The organism is Ensifer sp. 22521 (genome assembly GCF_052044795.1).
In the GTDB taxonomy this organism is placed as follows: domain Bacteria; phylum Pseudomonadota; class Alphaproteobacteria; order Rhizobiales; family Rhizobiaceae; genus Ensifer.
On sequence record NZ_JBQENM010000013.1, the window covers coordinates 143,774 to 159,405 of the forward strand.

At 62.8% G+C, this 15,632-nt stretch carries 21 protein-coding genes; 6 read left to right on the forward strand and 15 right to left on the reverse strand.

What is annotated here, in order from left to right; all coding sequences use genetic code 11:
* Positions 1–4 precede the first annotated feature (4 nt).
* Positions 5–883: an MBL fold metallo-hydrolase gene (locus ACTJKE_RS21310; protein ID WP_058326229.1), complete on the reverse strand. Its 879-nt coding sequence runs from the start codon at positions 881–883 to the stop codon at positions 5–7.
* 199 nt (positions 884–1,082) lie between these two features.
* On the reverse strand, positions 1,083–1,754 hold the full coding sequence (locus ACTJKE_RS21315) for a glutathione S-transferase family protein (RefSeq protein ID WP_058326230.1): 672 nt from the start codon (positions 1,752–1,754) through the stop codon (positions 1,083–1,085).
* Positions 1,755–1,837: 83 nt separating this feature from the next.
* Here ACTJKE_RS21315 and ACTJKE_RS21320 point away from each other — a divergent pair, with 83 nt between their 5' ends.
* Positions 1,838–2,293: a MarR family winged helix-turn-helix transcriptional regulator gene (locus ACTJKE_RS21320; RefSeq protein ID WP_058326231.1), complete on the forward strand. Its 456-nt coding sequence runs from the start codon at positions 1,838–1,840 to the stop codon at positions 2,291–2,293.
* 289 nt (positions 2,294–2,582) lie between these two features.
* On the opposite strand, the gene ACTJKE_RS21325 is transcribed toward ACTJKE_RS21320, so the two are convergent.
* From ACTJKE_RS21325 to tatA, 5 genes are all read right to left on the reverse strand, one after another.
* Positions 2,583–3,170, reverse strand: coding sequence for a dual specificity protein phosphatase family protein (locus ACTJKE_RS21325; RefSeq protein WP_082641181.1), 588 nt, complete (start codon positions 3,168–3,170; stop codon positions 2,583–2,585).
* A gap of 110 nt (positions 3,171–3,280) precedes the next feature.
* Complete coding sequence (gene ybaK / locus ACTJKE_RS21330) at positions 3,281–3,754, reverse strand: Cys-tRNA(Pro) deacylase (protein ID WP_058326232.1); 474 nt, start codon at positions 3,752–3,754, stop codon at positions 3,281–3,283.
* 21 nt (positions 3,755–3,775) lie between these two features.
* A complete protein-coding gene (locus ACTJKE_RS21335) occupies positions 3,776–4,120 on the reverse strand; it encodes an ArsC family reductase (RefSeq protein WP_058326267.1) in 345 nt (114 codons plus the stop codon).
* A 117-nt stretch (positions 4,121–4,237) separates the two neighbouring features.
* On the reverse strand, positions 4,238–4,870 hold the full coding sequence (locus ACTJKE_RS21340; RefSeq protein ID WP_058326233.1) for a YitT family protein: 633 nt from the start codon (positions 4,868–4,870) through the stop codon (positions 4,238–4,240).
* Positions 4,871–4,877: 7 nt separating this feature from the next.
* Positions 4,878–6,047, reverse strand: coding sequence for a tyrosine aminotransferase (gene tatA, locus ACTJKE_RS21345; protein WP_058326234.1), 1,170 nt, complete (start codon positions 6,045–6,047; stop codon positions 4,878–4,880).
* A gap of 209 nt (positions 6,048–6,256) precedes the next feature.
* Between tatA and ACTJKE_RS21350 the strand changes: the two genes are divergently transcribed.
* Positions 6,257–6,739 carry an Lrp/AsnC family transcriptional regulator gene (locus ACTJKE_RS21350; RefSeq protein WP_058326235.1) on the forward strand — a complete coding sequence of 161 codons (483 nt, stop codon included), beginning with the start codon at positions 6,257–6,259 and terminating at the stop codon, positions 6,737–6,739.
* A gap of 41 nt (positions 6,740–6,780) precedes the next feature.
* Here the strand turns inward: ACTJKE_RS21350 and ACTJKE_RS21355 are convergent, their stop codons facing one another.
* Positions 6,781–7,839, reverse strand: coding sequence for a succinylglutamate desuccinylase/aspartoacylase family protein (locus ACTJKE_RS21355; RefSeq protein WP_058324574.1), 1,059 nt, complete (start codon positions 7,837–7,839; stop codon positions 6,781–6,783).
* Between the two features lie 276 nt (positions 7,840–8,115).
* Here ACTJKE_RS21355 and ACTJKE_RS21360 point away from each other — a divergent pair, with 276 nt between their 5' ends.
* Positions 8,116–8,742 carry a glutathione S-transferase family protein gene (locus ACTJKE_RS21360; RefSeq protein ID WP_058326236.1) on the forward strand — a complete coding sequence of 209 codons (627 nt, stop codon included), beginning with the start codon at positions 8,116–8,118 and terminating at the stop codon, positions 8,740–8,742.
* Between the two features lie 105 nt (positions 8,743–8,847).
* Here ACTJKE_RS21360 and ACTJKE_RS21365 read toward each other — a convergent pair whose 3' ends face one another.
* The 5 genes from ACTJKE_RS21365 to ACTJKE_RS21385 all read right to left on the reverse strand — a co-directional run bounded on the left by ACTJKE_RS21365 (position 8,848) and on the right by ACTJKE_RS21385 (position 12,225).
* Positions 8,848–9,759, reverse strand: coding sequence for an alpha/beta fold hydrolase (locus ACTJKE_RS21365; RefSeq protein ID WP_058326237.1), 912 nt, complete (start codon positions 9,757–9,759; stop codon positions 8,848–8,850).
* A 215-nt stretch (positions 9,760–9,974) separates the two neighbouring features.
* Entirely contained in the window at positions 9,975–10,388 is a 414-nt protein-coding gene (locus tag ACTJKE_RS21370) for a GFA family protein (RefSeq protein ID WP_058326238.1), read from the reverse strand.
* A 123-nt stretch (positions 10,389–10,511) separates the two neighbouring features.
* Positions 10,512–10,979: an SRPBCC family protein gene (locus ACTJKE_RS21375; protein WP_058326239.1), complete on the reverse strand. Its 468-nt coding sequence runs from the start codon at positions 10,977–10,979 to the stop codon at positions 10,512–10,514.
* The gene (locus ACTJKE_RS21380; protein ID WP_057248239.1) at positions 10,976–11,305 is read right to left on the reverse strand and encodes an ArsR/SmtB family transcription factor; all 330 of its coding nucleotides are present in this window, start codon (positions 11,303–11,305) and stop codon (positions 10,976–10,978) included. The genes ACTJKE_RS21375 and ACTJKE_RS21380 overlap by 4 nt, the downstream gene beginning before the upstream one ends.
* Positions 11,306–11,466: 161 nt before the next feature.
* Positions 11,467–12,225: an alpha/beta hydrolase gene (locus tag ACTJKE_RS21385; RefSeq protein ID WP_110877845.1), complete on the reverse strand. Its 759-nt coding sequence runs from the start codon at positions 12,223–12,225 to the stop codon at positions 11,467–11,469.
* Between the two features lie 149 nt (positions 12,226–12,374).
* Between ACTJKE_RS21385 and ACTJKE_RS21390 the strand changes: the two genes are divergently transcribed.
* The gene (locus ACTJKE_RS21390; RefSeq protein WP_057247904.1) at positions 12,375–12,821 is read left to right on the forward strand and encodes a MarR family winged helix-turn-helix transcriptional regulator; all 447 of its coding nucleotides are present in this window, start codon (positions 12,375–12,377) and stop codon (positions 12,819–12,821) included.
* 36 nt (positions 12,822–12,857) lie between these two features.
* On the opposite strand, the gene ACTJKE_RS21395 is transcribed toward ACTJKE_RS21390, so the two are convergent.
* Entirely contained in the window at positions 12,858–13,820 is a 963-nt protein-coding gene (locus ACTJKE_RS21395; protein WP_440692302.1) for a LysR family transcriptional regulator, read from the reverse strand.
* Between the two features lie 112 nt (positions 13,821–13,932).
* Here ACTJKE_RS21395 and ACTJKE_RS21400 point away from each other — a divergent pair, with 112 nt between their 5' ends.
* A complete protein-coding gene (locus ACTJKE_RS21400) occupies positions 13,933–14,358 on the forward strand; it encodes a DoxX family protein (protein WP_058326241.1) in 426 nt (141 codons plus the stop codon).
* A 113-nt stretch (positions 14,359–14,471) separates the two neighbouring features.
* The gene (locus tag ACTJKE_RS21405; protein WP_058324582.1) at positions 14,472–14,837 is read left to right on the forward strand and encodes a nuclear transport factor 2 family protein; all 366 of its coding nucleotides are present in this window, start codon (positions 14,472–14,474) and stop codon (positions 14,835–14,837) included.
* A gap of 42 nt (positions 14,838–14,879) precedes the next feature.
* Here ACTJKE_RS21405 and ACTJKE_RS21410 read toward each other — a convergent pair whose 3' ends face one another.
* Positions 14,880–15,623, reverse strand: a complete 744-nt coding sequence (locus ACTJKE_RS21410) for a class I SAM-dependent methyltransferase (protein WP_058326242.1) — start codon at positions 15,621–15,623, stop codon at positions 14,880–14,882.
* Positions 15,624–15,632: the final 9 nt, after the last annotated feature.

A 15,632-nucleotide genomic window follows, 5' to 3' on the forward strand; every position in this document is an offset into this window, starting at 1 on the left:
CAACTTAATCCGTCCTGAGAGCGGCCTGCATCCGTTCGACATTGCTCCGGTGCACCGCCTCGTAGGGTTCGAAATGGAGGATCGCGCCTGAGGCGATCTCCTCGGCGGCGAAATCCTTGAGCGTGCCGATAGGGGTGCCGGCCGCGATCGCATCGGTCAGCCGTTCGATGTAGAGGCGATTGGCATCGATGAATTCCGGCCCGTAGCCGCCCGCGGCGATGCGCATGCGGTCGCCGTGAGCAGGCAGGATCCTTTCGATCGGCCAGTGCCGCAGGCGCACGAGTTCGGCGACATGCGTCGCCGTCTGGTCAGCCTCGCTGATATAGGTCGTTGTATCCTCGAGCGTATCGCCGGCGAGCAGCAGCTTTTCCTCGGGCAGCCAGATGACGTTGCCGTCGGCGCTGTGGATGGCGAAGTGATGCAACTCCACCCGACGTTCGCCGACGGTGAGCGCGAGCGTCCCCTCGAACATCCGGCTCGGCATGACGAGGGGCCGGATCGGCGGCGTCGCTGTTTCGATCTTTTCGCGGTTTTCGTGAAGTCTCTCCGCCGTCAGCTTCAGCGCGATGATCTCGCAATCAGCAAAGACAGCGTTTCCGGCGACATGGTCCTTGTGCCAATGGCTGAGCACCACGCGGATCGAGGTGACGCCGAGGCTTTCGAGGTGATTGCGGATCGCCCGGGCATGGTCGAGCGAGATATGCGTGTCATAGACCAGCGCCTCGTGGCCGCCGACGATGGCATAGGAGGTGACGCCCAGTTCATAGGCACCGTCGTCGAGCCAGTTCGGGGCCTCCGAGTAGAGCCTCACCCCGGCGACGCGCCCGTCATAATAGGCGTAGAGGCCGGGATAGGGCTCCAGGATCGTCAAGGTCGAGGTCATGTCCGCCACGATGCGCTCCTCTCAACACGGCTTGGTCACCGTCTTAGAGCAATTCCAGGAAAAGTGTGAAACGCTTTTCCGTCCGCAATAGCTTGCTTTCAAGGCGTTGGGTCAATTCGATGTTTCAATGAACCAATGAGAAGGATCCAGGCCGCTGGAGCGGGAGCATGAAGGACTGACGTGACCTCGCGCCGCCGCCTTACGCCTGCCGGGCACGCAGCAGATAGGCGTCGTGATCCCTGAGGAAGGCCATCAGCCGCTCGCTGTAATCGGCCGTTACCGCCGCCTTGACGCTCGGCCGTTCGGCAAGCGCCTTGCGCCAGGCGCTGATACGATCGAGCCCGTCGAAGATGCCGTGATCGGCGAGTGTGTCGAAAAGATCGAAATAGCGGAAGATCGGCGCGAAGACCGCATCGACCAGTGAAAAGCCGGCGCCGGCGAAATAAGGGCCGTCGTTGAGCGCCGCTTCAACGGTCGCAAACTTGCTGGCGAGCGCCTTGCGCTTCTGCTCGTAGGTTTCCTGGTCCTTGGCAGTCTCGAAGCCCCAGAGATCCGAAAGGATCGACGAACCAAACTCCATCCAGCCGCGATGCCGGGCGCGCTCCAACGCGTCTTCAGGGTGCAGCTTGGCCCCCGATTGGGTTTCCTCCACATACTCGGCAATGACGGAGCTTTCGAACAGCACGGCTTCATTGCCCTTCTGCGGCACCTGCAGCAGCGGCACCTTGCCGAGCGGCGAGATCTTCAGGAACCAGTCGGGCTTGGCCTTGAGGTCGATATAGGTCCGTTCGAAACGGACGCCTTTTTCATCCAGCGCAATCGAGGCGCGCTGCACATAGGGGCAGAGATGGTGGCTGACGAGGGTAAGCATGGCAGTCTCCCGGTTGAAGCAAGTAGATGCATTTGCATGTATGTGGGCTTGCTTCGATTTTCAAGATGGATGTAATTGCATCTATGACCACTGAGACAAGAAACGACGGAAAGCGTCCCCGACCGGAAACCACGGAAGCCTGGATCGGGTTGATGCGCGCGCGCGAGCGCGTGCTTGCGCGGATTGAGGCCGATTTCAAGGCTTCAGGCTTGCCGCCGCTCGGCTGGTACGACGTGTTGTGGGAGCTGGTGCAAGCGGAAGGTGGCCGGCTGCGTCCCTTCGACCTCGAAGCCCGCACGCTGCTTGCGCAATACAACCTCTCGCGCCTGATCGATCGGCTGGTCAAGGAAGGCCTCGTTTGCCGCGAAGCCTTCGACGCCGACGGACGCGGCCAATGGGTGGTGATCACGCAGGCGGGCCGGGTGATGCGGGAGCGCATGTGGCAGACATATGGCGCATCGATCGAGGCCCATGTCGGCGCCAGACTGACCGAAGCGGAGTCGCGGCAACTGGCGACGCTGCTGGCGAAGCTCAGGTAGGGCGTTTCAAGCGTGCAACGGCTTCGCGTCTTCGCAATGCCAGGTAATCGGACTGCCGCCTGTGCGCAAGTTTGCCCCTCACCCTACCCCTCTCCCCGCAGGCGGAGAGGGGACGTGCCCCGCCGCAACGCTGTCGAACGGAGACACTGTGAGGAGGAAATCGAGGGAGATGCTTGCTGTGGTGAGCGGTTGCCGCGAGTCTCCTTCGCCCCGCCTGCGGGGAGAAGGTGGCCGGCAGGCCGGATGAGGGGCATGGGGCAGCAAGCGCCAATCTATGACGCCTTCGTCCTCAGCTATTCAGTCCGAAGGATTTTTCGAGGGCTTCCCAGGTTTCGTCCATGGCGAAGGTGCCGGAGAGATAGGGGAGCGCGACATGGCCGTAGAGCGGCGAAAGCTGCCACTCGGCCGTCTCCTCGTCGACGCCGGCGATCTGTTGCAGGTAGATCGTAGAGACGAGCCCGGTGCGGTCGGCGCCGGCCTTGCAGTGGATCAAGAGCGGTTTCGGCGCATCCCGGAGGATCGCCATCAGCGCGTCGGTTTCGTTGCGGTCGATCTCTGCCGAGGCGGACATGGGAAAGTTGATGAGCCGGATACCGTTACGCTCGGCGGCGGCAACCTCGTCGCGGTACCAGCGCTCGTCCGGTTTCTCGCCACGCAGGTTGAGAATGGTGCGGATACCGTAGCCCTTGGAATAGGCGGCGATCGCCTCAGGGCTTGGCTGCGCCGAACGATAGACCTCACCAGCGACGAGCGTGTGGAAGTTGCCGGTCCATTGCAGGCCGACGAGATAGAGCGCCAAGGCTGCACCAAGCGCACCCGTGACGACGACGAGGCGTTTCAAAAGACGCTTCGCGGTGAGAAACCCTGCAGATGCCATGAGACAGACCCGACGCCGTTCGTGAGCGGACGTGCATGCGAAAGTTGCACAGTTTCATCCCGCTTCTGCGGCACGTATAAGGCATCTGCGATATTTTGATGGCGGGCGTTTCAGGCGATCAGCGGTGCCGCGATCGCCTTCAGTGCGGCCTGTGCGTCGTGCGGCGCGAGCCGCACCTGCAGCCCGCGCTGGCCGCCATTGATATAGACCTGCGTCTCGGCAAGCGCGGCCTCCTCGATCGCCGTCGGCACGAGCTTTTTCTGGCCGAACGGGCTGATGCCGCCGACATGGTAGCCGGTCAGCCGCTCGGCATCGGCCGGCTTCATCATGGCGGCCGACTTGCCGCCAAAAGCGCTGGCGAGCTTCTTCATGCTGACTTCGCGGTCGGAGGGCACGACGCAGCAGACTGGTTTCCCGTCGACCTCGGCCATCAGGGTCTTCAGCACCCGGCTCGGATCTTCGCCGAGCGCTTCGGCCGCCTGCAGGCCGACGCGCTCGGCATTGGGATCGTAGTCGTAGCTGTGCACGCTGAAGGCGACGCCGGCCTTCGAAAGCATTTGCGTGGCGCGCGTGGTCTTCGACATCGTTTGGCTCCGGCTCAGGCGCTACAGCGCTGCCTCGTAGAGGTCAGGCTTGAAGCCGATCAAGAGATTGCCGTCGGCCTCGAGCACCGGGCGCTTGATCATCGAGGGTTGCGTCAGCATCAGCGCAATTGCCTTTTCCTGGTCAAGGTCTTGTTTGTCGGCGTCGTCGAGCTTGCGGAAGGTCGTGCCGGCGCGGTTCAACACCGTTTCCCACCCGGCTTCCTTGCACCAGCGTTCGAGGTGCGGGCGGTCGATCCCCTCGGCCTTGTAGTCGTGAAAGCGATAGTCAATGCCCCGGCCTTCGAGCCAGGTGCGCGCTTTCTTCATCGTGTCGCAGTTCTTGATGCCGTAGATCGTAACCGTCATTCCATGCCCCAACATCGTCGTGAGCAACTCCGGGAAACCATCCGGAATCGCACAATTTCAAAGCGTGGCAGGAGTGATAGCGTCCCGGCGAGCCCGAGGGAAGACGCCGACCTTGCTTCAGGTCACGCCGGCATAGCGGCCGGGCCTGTGGTTGATCGCGAGCGTCATGTTGACGACGGCTGCACCCACGACCGAAAGCACGAGGTTTGCGGGCGGCAGCACGAAGTAGGCGGCGGCAAGGATGGCGAGATCGACCGCGAGCTGGAAGTAACCGGCGCGGACGCCGAACTTTTCCTGGAGATAGATCGCTACGATGTTGATGCCGCCGAGCCCGGTGCGATGGCGGAAGAGGATGAGCAGGCCCGTGCCCATCAGTCCGCCGCCGACAACCGCCGCATAGATGGGATCGAGCCGGGCGATCTCAACCCACCCGGCCGTCAGCCGCGAAAACAGCGAGACGAGGCTGACGGCGATGAAGGTGCGCAGTGCAAACATCCAGCCGAGCCGTTTGACCGCCAGGACGTAGAAGGGCAGGTTGACGAGGGAGAAGACCAGCCAGAACTCGGCCCCGGTTGCATACTGCAAAAGCAGCGCCAGGCCCGATGTGCTGCCGGTCAAGAGCATCGCCTTGCTGTAGATGATGACGCCGAGCGACATGATCAGCGTGCCCATGAGAATCGCCAGCGCATCCTCATAGAGGCGATGGCGTTCTACCGGGGCTTCGGACACGTCGATGCTGCGCTCGGCCATCTTATCCTCAGAGGCTTTTGAACTTGGCGATGACGCCCTCGACTTCGGCCGTCTTCAGGCCGGCGATGTTGATGCGGCCGGAGCCGGGCATGTAGATGCCGTGCTCGTTCCGGAGCCGCATCACATCGGCCTCTGCGAGTGGCAGCAGCGAGAACATGCCTTCCTGGCTGGCGACGGCGCCGAGCGCCTGCCAGCGATCGCGCAGGCCCTCGGCCAGCGCCCGTCGGATGTTGGTGATACGCAACCGCATGGTTTCGAGTTCTTCCTTCCAGTCGCGCTTAAGGTCGGCGTCGGAAAGGATCAAACGCACGATGGCGGCGCCATGATCCGGCGGCATCGAATAGCTGGTGCGCGCGAGGCCGGCGAGGTTGGAGCGGACCGTATCGGCCGAGGAGGACGAGGTCGTCACCGCGAAGATCGCGCCGGCGCGCTCGCGATAGAGGCCGAAGGACTTGGAGCAGGAGACGGCAACCAGCGCCTCGGGCACGACGCCGATCAGGTGGCGAAGGCCGGCGACATCCTCGTCGAGGCCACGGCCGAACCCCTGATAGGCGAGATCGACGAGCGGCAGTAGGCCGCGCTCGGCGATGACGGCGGCAAGCTCCATCCACTGTGCTTCGGTAATCACGCCGCCGCTCGGGTTGTGGCAGCTCGCATGCAGCAATACGGCGTCGCCGGCAGAGGCTCCCTGCAGCGCGGTGATCATGTTGTCGAAGAGCACCGTCTGTGTTGGTACATCGAAGAACGGGTAGCCGGCGGGTTCAAGGCCGGCCGTCTTGAAGATGCTCGCATGGTTCGGCCAGCTCGGCAGGCCGATCCAGATGCGCTTGCCGCCCATCTGATGGATGAGGTCGGCCGCGAGCCTGAGAGCGCCGGAACCCCCCGGCGTCTGCACGCCGGCAATGTGGCTGCGATCGATGGTATCGCCGCCGACCAGCGTCCAGAGATGATCTATGAAGACGAGGTCGCCTTCCGGGCCGACATAGGCCTTGCTGTCCTGGGTTTCGAGCAACCGCTTCTCGGCCGCCTTGACGGCGCGGAAGATCGGCGTGTGGCCGGTTTCGTCGCGGTAGACGCCGACGCCGAGATCGACCTTTCCGGGGCGTTCGTCCTTGCGGTAGAGCCCGATCAGGGCCAGCAACGGATCGTCGGGTTGGCGGGTCAGTGCGTCGAACATGCCGGAAAATCCCCCTTGAATGGCAGCGATGCGTTATCGGTCGAGAATGCCTGCCGGCCGCCGTTCCTCCGGCTTGCCCTGCGGCTTCCTTCTTAAGTCAGGATCAGCGCAAAATCGATGCGATTTTTGCCGCAGAAGCAATATCGACAGCGTGCTATTTGCGCAAAACTCTGCAATTGATTTGCTGATTTGCGCGTTGGAGCTTGGTGATGGTTGAAAAGGTGGTGATGGAACTGGATCAGGTTGACCGACGCATCATCCGTCTGCTCGTCGAGGATGCGTCGTTGAGCAACAACGAGCTCGCGGCCCGGGTCGGTCTCTCGCCGGCGCCGCTGTCGCGCCGCCTCGCCAGGCTCTATGCGACGGGCGTCATCCGCCAGCAGGTCGTGGTCGATCCGAAGGCTGCCGGTGTCGGTTTCCAGGCGTTCGTCGAAGTGACGCTGGAGCGCACCGCAAGCAAGGTCGGTCACCGTTTCATCGAGTTGGTTTCGCGCATGCCTGAGGTGGTGGAATGCCACACGGTCGCCGGCGACTTCGATTTTCTCCTGAAGATCGCCGTGCGCGACGTCGCCGACTACAAGCGCCTGCTCTGGAGCGAGTTCGAACAGATTGCAGAGATCAAGACGCTGCGCTCGACCATCCTTCTCGATAGCCCAAAGATGACAGCCGCCACCTTGGGTGACGGCCGCTGAATGAGGCGATTGGGGACGGCTTCGCGCTTCCTCGGGATTGCTTAGGCTTCGAGTGGTCCCGGCTTGCGCGCGGCGTTAGAGGGCTGAGCGCAGGCGATCTTCATCAGGTCCGAACGTCGGCGTGCAAGGCGGGTCGAGACGCGGGTGACGATCAGCCCATCCTGCGGCGCGTGCACGTCGACGGTCCCGCCGGCCTGGCCCGGCCGCGCGAGAATGGTGGCGAGCAGGTCGCCCGCCTTCACGCTTTCGCCGATGTCGCGATGAAACAGGATGGCGCCCGCCTCCGGCGCGCGGATCATCTCGATGTTGTCGAGGGGGGCGACGATGCCGGCGAACGGCGCGATCGCCTCTTCGTCACCGGTAACGACGCCACGGGCGACGAGGAAGCGGAAGACACCCTCTGCGTCCTTACGGGCAAGCTCCGGATAAACGTCGCGCGTGCCGCGAAGCTCGACGGTGACCGAGAGACGTCCCGGCACACGCGCCTTCTTCTGCCCGGTCTCATATTTCCAGGCATAGGCGACAGCCTCCTCGAAGGCGGAACTTTCGCCGTCCGAGAGGAAGACCGCTTCCATGTCGAGCGCAGAAGCGAGGTCGCCCGCCTCCGGCCAGAAGGCATCGTCGATATAGGCGTATTGCAGCGCCTCGTCGTCGCAGTGAAGGTCGAGCATCAGGTCGGCGCCGAGCGCCATATGCAGCAGCTGGCGCTTTAGCCGGTCGGTCGCCGAATAACGATCGAGATCCTCGATGAGGTAGTCCCGGTCGGCAAGCGAGATCAGCGGGAAATCGCGGTTGAAGTTGGTGCGTGAGCCGAGGTCGAAGCGGCCCTGCAACTCGCCGAAATGCGATTGCGCCGTGCCGATCGGATTTGCCTGCGGCACGACTGTGATGTCGCCGAGGATGGCGCCGTCTTTTTCTGCCTGCTGCAGCTTTTCGAGCAGGAAATGCGCCAGCGCGGTGCCCGGCAACTCGTTGGCGTGCAGCGCCGCCTGGATATAGGTCTTCGGTGCCGCGGCATTCCTGCCCTTGAAGCGGTAGACAGGCAGGCGCCATTCGATGCCGGACGTATCGCCGGCGATGATGATTTCGGAAATGTCCATGGGCTCCTCCCGTATCGTTTTGTTGGTGGCGCTTATCGGCATTCCAACGGCGCTCCGCAAGTCGCTAAGAACTGGGGTGCGGAATCGGGTTGCGCCGAAGTCGCTCTGGCTTTGACCTCCGGGGAAGGCCTATTGTTCCCAGAAACCGCTACAGCGCCGCGCGTCTTATGAGACGCGCAAAGGTCGCTGTAGCACTTTGAAGTGCTGCATGTTTTTGTCCTTATAATCGGCGACGATTAAAGGAAACATGCAGCGGCACAGGCAGGAGACGGCAAAATGATCCTGATCGGCCAATACGACTCTCCGTTCGTTCGTCGCGTGGGCATCGCGCTCACGCTCTACGGTATCCCCTTCGAACACCGCCCCTGGTCGTCCTTCGGCAACGCCGACGAGATTCGAGCCCACAATCCGCTGACGCGCGTGCCGACCCTGGTGCTGGACGATGGGCTGGCGCTCACCGACAGCCACATCATCCTCGACTATCTCGATAGCCTCGTTTCCGACGATCAGGTCATGTTCCCGCGAACCGAGCCGGCACGACATCGGGCACTCCGGGTCGCCACGCTCGCGACCGGCCTTGGCGACAAGGCGGTCAGTCTTTTCTACGAGAAACGCCTGCATGGCGAAGTCTCGGCGCTCTGGGTCGATCGCTGCCGCCGCCAGATCGAGGAAACGCTCGGCGTGCTCGAGGCGAGCCGTGCGCAAGGCCAGAGCGAATACTGGTTCTCGGAGCGCATCGGTCATGTCGATATCGCCGTTGCGGTCGTCCTGCGGTTCCTTAACGACGTGCATACCGATCTTGTGGCGATCTCGAACTACCCTCATCTGCAGGCACATGCGCAGAAGCTGGAAGCGCTCCCCGTGTTCCAGACGATCAGCCAACCTTTCATTCCGCCCGCTTGAGGCTTCAGCGCGCTCCGGCGAGCGGCAAAGTGCAGCAATGCCGCGCGTCGGAGAGGACGCGCGGCGATCTCGATCGGCAATGCTGGCTGGCTTCAGGCGCTCCGGCTACTCGGCGTCGAGGAAGCTGCGGATCGCTTTCACCGTGGCTTCCGGTTGCTCCTCCATCAGCCAGTGGCCGGATGCCGGAATGACCACGCCCGTGACGTTTTCGGCAGCCGCGCTGGCAACGACGGCCATCGTGGGGCCGAAGGATTTTTCGCCGCCAACGGCCAGAACCGGCATGCCGAGTTTGCCCTGCTTCAGGAGGGCCTGGTTGTCGGTCGCGTCCTGGTCGAAGGCTGCGAACTGGGCGAAACCGGCGCGCATCGCCCCCGGCTGGGCATAGAGCTTGGCGTAGTGTTCGCGCGATGCTTCGTCCCACTTCTTCGGGTCGGCGGAGAATTCGTTCCAGAAGCGATCGAGATAGATGCGCTCGCGGCCGGCAACCAGGCGCTCCATGTCAGGCCCGCCAAAACGGAAGTGCCAGAGCAGCGGGTTCTTGAGGATCTCTTCCCAAGGGCCGATGCCGGGAAGCGGCGCATCCATGAGCACAAGTTTTGTCGTCCGGGACGGGTACTGCGCGGCAAATTGGTAGCCGACCATGTTGCCGATGTCGTGCGCGACAACGTCGACCTTTTCCGCCTTCAAGGCGTCGAGCACGCCGGCGATATCTTTTGCTTCGTTCTTCTTGTCGTAGCCGGTTGCCGGTTTCTCAGAGAGCCCCATGCCCCTGAGGTCGGGCACGATGACGCGGTGGTCGCGGGCAAGCTCGGCGGCAAGCGGCGCCCACATGTCGCCGGTCTCGCCATAGCCGTGCAGCAGCACGACGGTTGGCCCGGACCCGCCGATGCGGACGTGAAGGGTGGTGCCGTTGGTGGCGATGTCCTGGGTGGTGAAGGTCGCCGGATAGGCCTGAACGTCGGCCAGGGCCGGGGCGGCAAGGGCGATGGCTGCGCTGGCAATGAGGGAACGGAGCATTCTGTCTCTCCTGTTTGTCGGTATGTGCCAAAAGGCGTTTCGATAAGCAGAAGATGACATTGGGCCGTTGTTCGAACTAGTAGCCGAAAAGCGGAGTTATTGTTCGCCTTCGCCGAACGATGTGCGGTCTTGTTCTCGTTCCCACCGGGGTAGCGACCAGATGGGTGTGGGCGGGCACTCCATGGCCCGCCCTGCGAAACCTTCGATTGGCTGTCCTACGCCGGCGGCATCTTCTCGAATTTGGTCAGTGCCGGATCGAGATGGTCCCAGTCATGCCCGCGTATGCCGTAGGTCACGACCTGAGGCTTGTAGCGGCTGGGATCGTCGAGGCTTGCCGCGCGCACGCTGAAGAACTCCGGCATGGCCGAAAAGGTCATGTAGACGGGCGAGCCGCAGGTGGGACAGAAGCCGCGCGTTTTCACATGGCCGCTATCGGCGACCATGTCCCAGTGCGTGGCTTCGCCTTCGAGCTTCACGCCGTCGCGGCGGAACGTCATATGCGATCCATGTCCGGTTCCGCTCTCGTGCTGGCAGTCGCGGCACTGGCAGTCGTTGGAGAAAACCGGTTCTCCGGAGATTTCGTAGCGGATCGCACCGCAGGCGCATCCGCCGATATAGGACTTGCTCATACATTCCTCCTGTTTCGGGCACGGCAAAGCCTGGCGCGCGGCCGTAAGGGCGACGCCGACCATTCTCTTTGCTCGTTCGGGTTGGTGAGGTGCCGGATCGCCGTGACGATCCGGCTTTAGCATTTAGTGCTGTTCGTCGGTGACAGAGCCGAGGCGCCACAGGACCTTCGTCCAGCCCTCGCTCATGTTCTTGTAGGCGCTGTCGTTCTTCGGCGTGACGAAGCCGGAATGCACAAGGCGAAGACGGGTGCCGTTGTCGACCTTTGCCAGCGTCCAGGTGACGACCGTATCGAGGCGGGAGCCGTAGCCGGTATTGCCCTCGTGCCCGCCCTGCCAGGAGTAGACGAAGCGCTCATGCGGACGCACCTCCAGCACCTGGCAACGGATCGTCCCGTCCCAGGCGCCGGCCGGCGTCGTCTGGAAGGTGAAATGCGTGCCCTCCACGGGTTGAAAGCCCGTCGGCGGCATGATCCATCGGCCCATCAGGTCGCCGTTGGTCAGCGTCTTCCAGATCGTCTCGGGCGTATGCGGAAACACCTCGTCGACGACGATGTCTTGCGTCTCGGACTTCAGAACTGCTGCGTCGGTCATGGATCAATCTCCTTGAGAAGTGTGCGTAGGTCGGCAAAGCGCTCGCGCCAGAAGGTGCCGTAGTGGCTCATCCAGTCGACGAGCGGCGCCAGGCCTTCGGGCTCGGCGCGGTAATAGACGTTGCGGCCCTCCGGACGCTCGGCGACGAGACCCGCCTGCTTCAGCGATTTGAGGTGCTGGGAAATCGCGCCCTGCGTCACGCCGCTGCCGCGGGTGAGCTCGACCACGGTGATTTCCTCGGCATTGGCGATGCGCTCGAAGACGGCGCGCCTTGTCGGGTCGGCAAGGGCGCGCATGACGGCGGTGATGGGGGCGGTTTCAATCATCATGGCTAAATCATTAGTGTAGGCTGATTGATTAGTCAACACTATTTGTTTCGCCCGGCGCTCCTGAAACGATAAGGCTGTCGTCCGAGTTTGGGTTCGAGACGAGAAAAAGGGGCGCCACCCAAGGTGCGCCCCTTTGTATTGTTGTCGGTTGAGGTTGCTTATTCGCTGGCTTGAGCGGCCTGTTCGATAAGCGCTGCGACGGCATCGGGCTTCGAGACGTAGACGGCGTGGCTGCCGGATGTTTCGACGACGGTGGAGCCGGCGCGTTTTGCCATCTGGCGCTGGGCGGCCGGCGGGATCATGTGGTCGTCGGTGGCGACCAGATAGAAGCTCGGCTTTTCCTTCCAGGCCGGCGCGGTGACGGCACCGGCTGCCGCTTCCACGCCCCACGGCACCTGGGAGTCGGCCATGAAGGCTGCAATCTCGGGATCGACGTCGGCCGCGAAGGCGGCGGCGAATTTCGCCTTGTCGAGTGCCAGGAAACCATCGACCGGCGGCAGGATCGGCGGAACGGAGGCGCCGGCCGGCGGGTTGGCGATCAGCGTGGAAACGGACTCGCCCTTATCCGGCGCGAAGGCGGCGATATAGACGACGGCCTTCACCTTTTCGTCGGTGCCGGCTTCGGAAACGACCACGCCGCCATAGGAGTGGCCGACGAGTACGACCGGGCCGTCCTGTGCGGCGATCGCGCGCTTGGTGACGGCGACGTCATCGGCAAGCGACAGGGTCGGGTTCTGGACGATGGTGACGTTGTAGCCGTCCTTCTTGAGGATGTTGTAGACGCCCTGCCAGCCGGAGCCATCGACGAAGCCGCCGTGAACGAGCACGACATTCTTGGTGGCGGGGGCGGCCTCAGCCGGCGTCAGCGCGCTTGCGGAGAGGGCGAAAGCGGCGGCGGTGATGATGGACTTGATCATTTTCGGGTCTCCTTGGTTGAGTTTGTTTCCGCGAAAATCGTTATCGCGATAATCATCGTATACGCCGACTCGATTTCGTTGTAAAGATACTTTTTATCGCGATATTGATTTTCGCAACACAAGGTTCGAACTGCGCCAAGGAGACTACGATGTCTGATGCACCCACCCTGCCGCTGGACAGCCAGCTCTGTTTTTCGATCTATTCCGCCTCGATCGCCATCAACCGCGTCTACAAGCCGATGCTCGATGCGCTGGGTGTGACCTACACGCAGTATCTCGTCCTGAGTACGCTTTGGGAAAAGGATGGCCTGACGATCTCGGCGATCGCTGATCGGCTGAGCCTTGAATCCAGCACCATTACGCCGGCGGTCAAGCGGTTGGAGGCCGCCGGTTTCGTCGGCCGGCATCGCAGCATGGTCGACGAACGCCTGGTCGAGGTTCACCTCACCGCCAAGGGCCGGGATCTCCACGTGAAGACCGGATGCTTGACGGCCTCCCTGCTGGAGCATTCGGGTTTCACCGTACCGGAGATGATCGATCTGAACGAAAGGGTCCAGAAGTTGCGCAACGGAATGCGGGACGCAGCCAAGGCGTAGAGGCGGGCCAGCATTGCGACGCGGTTCGGCGCCGGGCTATGTCTGCCTTCTCGATGGTGGCGGGCGCTTCCAGCCCATCACCGCGTTCGCGCTCCAACGCGCGTCCGTCAGCCCGGCGATCAGGAAATCGGCGAGGGCAGAGACCTTCGCGGGACGCGCGCGGGCCGTCGGCGTCACGAAGTACAGTCCGCCTTCCGGTAGACGCCAGTCGGTGAGAACAGGTTCCAACCGTTCGTCCGGAAAATACTGGGTGGCGATGAACTCGGGGAGCTCGGTCATCGCCAGCCCTTCGAGTACTGTCGGCAGCAAGGCCTCCGCGCTCGTCCCTCGCAGCAACCCCCTGGGCGCAACCGCCACTTCCTCGCCGGTCTCGTGATGGGTGAAGCGCCAGACGTCCCGTTTCGCCCGGTTGGCGTAGCTCAGACACTGGTGGGCGATAAGGTCGTGCGGGTGCTGCGGGCGGCCATTTGTTTCAAGGTAAGCCGGCGAAGCGACGACGAACCGTTGGACAGGTGCGATCAGCCGCGCGACGAGCGATGAATCCTCCAGCACGGCGATGCGCAGCGCAGCGTCGAAGCCATCGCCGATGAGGTCCGTCTGCGCATCGGTCAAGTGAAGGTCGACTGCAATCTCGGGGTAGCGCCGAAAGAATTCCGGCAGAAGGGGAGCGACCCAGCGCGTGCCGAAGGACAGCGGCGCCGCTAGCTTCACCAGCCCTCGCGGACGGCTGGCGGCCTCGCGCGCCAGGTCCTCCGCCTCTTCGGCATCCGCGAAGATCCTGGACGCTCGTTCGGCCAGCATGTGGCCGTAGTCGGTCAGGGCAAGTCGGCGCGAGGTTCTGTTGAGCAGACGACCGCCAATTCGCTCTTCGAGACGGGTGACGGCGCGCGATACGGTTGCGACCGAAACCCCCATCGTCCGTGCCGCCGCAGCGAAGGAACGCTCCTCCGCCACCTTGGCAAACATCGCCAGCGCTTCGAAATCGGGCAGCTTGGACATCGACAATTCTGCAATGATGACTTTCAATCATTTCTATTTCGAAAAGAGCGGAGTTGCAACATCATGGCCTGGTCCGCAACGAATTGCGGAGTCCACGTCAAGGAGACGTTCAATGTCTGCGACCCGTTATCTTCCCTTTGTCGGCCGGCTGCTGATCGGCCTTCCCTTCGCCATGAGTGGTTTCAGCAAACTCGGCGCCTACAGCGCCACGACCGGCATGATCGGTGCCGTCGGGCTGCCCTTTCCACCGCTGGCCTTCACCGTGGCAGTGCTTGTCGAGCTTGGTGGAGGTCTGCTTCTCATTGCCGGCTATCGCACCCGCTCCGTAGCGGCTGCTCTCGCGCTGTTCTCCCTCGCAACGGCCTTCTCGTTTCATAGCAATTTCGCCGATCAGAACCAGATGATCCATTTCCTCAAGAACGTCATGATGGCGGGTGGGCTTCTTCAGATCGCTGCATTCGGCGCCGGTGCTTTCAGCATCGACAATCGGCACCAGGCCGGCGAGCCGGGCACAGGCGCGGCGGTTGCCGCCCATTAGTCAGCCAATGCCGGATCGGCGGATGTTGCCACCGGGCTGAGCGATCCAGACCTGACCCTGTGCCCTGTCCTCACGCTTCCGGCAATCGGCCCGACCCCAACCGGAGAAATGTGATGTCTTTCCCCGTTTCGACCTTGTTGCTTCGCAACCTCCACGACGTGTTCGGTGAGATTGACGCTGAGCGCCGGCGTGCCGCGATCGACGAGATCTTCCATGAAGACGCCGTGTTCTATGACCCCAATGGCGGTATCTTCCGCGGCCGCGACGAGATTGATCGGATCGCGGGCGTGATCAAGGCCACACATCCCGACTTTCAATACCAGCCGATCGCCCCAGCTGAGGAAATAGGCAATGGCGGCCGGGTCCGGTGGGTGTCAGGCAGTCCCGGCAAAACAGCGGCCTATGCCGGGACCGATTTCATCATCGCCCGGGATGGCAAGATCGCCGCCGTCTATCTCTTTTTTGATGCGCTTCCATAGATCAGACGCATCGCGATCGCTTTCCGGGCACCGGGCAAGCGGCTATCTCAGCCGGCCGATCGGAATGATCTCGGGCGCGGAAGTTTCGAACGAACTGCCGTCCCAGCCGCCGAGCCACTGTTCGACGACGAGCCCGGCCTCGTCCATCATCGCGACGAGGTCTTCATGGGAAGGGAAGGCGATTTTCGACTGGGCCGCGTAAGTGCGTCCGTCGGCTGCGATCCGATAGAAAGTTCCGTATTCCACGATACCCGTCACCGGATCATGCTGCACGTCGTTCCAGGCGAGAACCTGGCCTAGGACCGGATGAACGATGTCCCGTTCGGATTCGGCCGCGGTCCACTCCCGCCATTCTTCGACCAGCGGATTGCGGCTGTCGAAAATGAAGCGCCCGTCGGGAGCCAGATGCGCTGCGATGGTCTTGAGTGCGGCGAGCTGATCCTCCCTGGTCAGGAAGACCTGGAAGGCATGGCCGCTGAGCAGCACCATATCGAAGGTCTCGTCGAGGCGGATGGTCCGCCCGTCGCCCTCGACCCAACGCACCCGGTCGCCGCCGGGTCGTGACCTCGCGACATCGAGCATCGCGGCCGCCGGATCGACGCCGACGACCCGTTTGCCACTCACAGCAAGAGCAGCAGCCAATAGGCCGGTGCCGCACCCCAGATCGAGGATCGAGGTGCGGCTAGCGGCCATGGTCTTCAGATATTCGGAATCAGCGGTCCAGCCGTTCTCGATGTCGTAGAACTCTACAAGGCTTGGATCGCTATAGAGCTTGTCTGACGGCATCGAGATGAC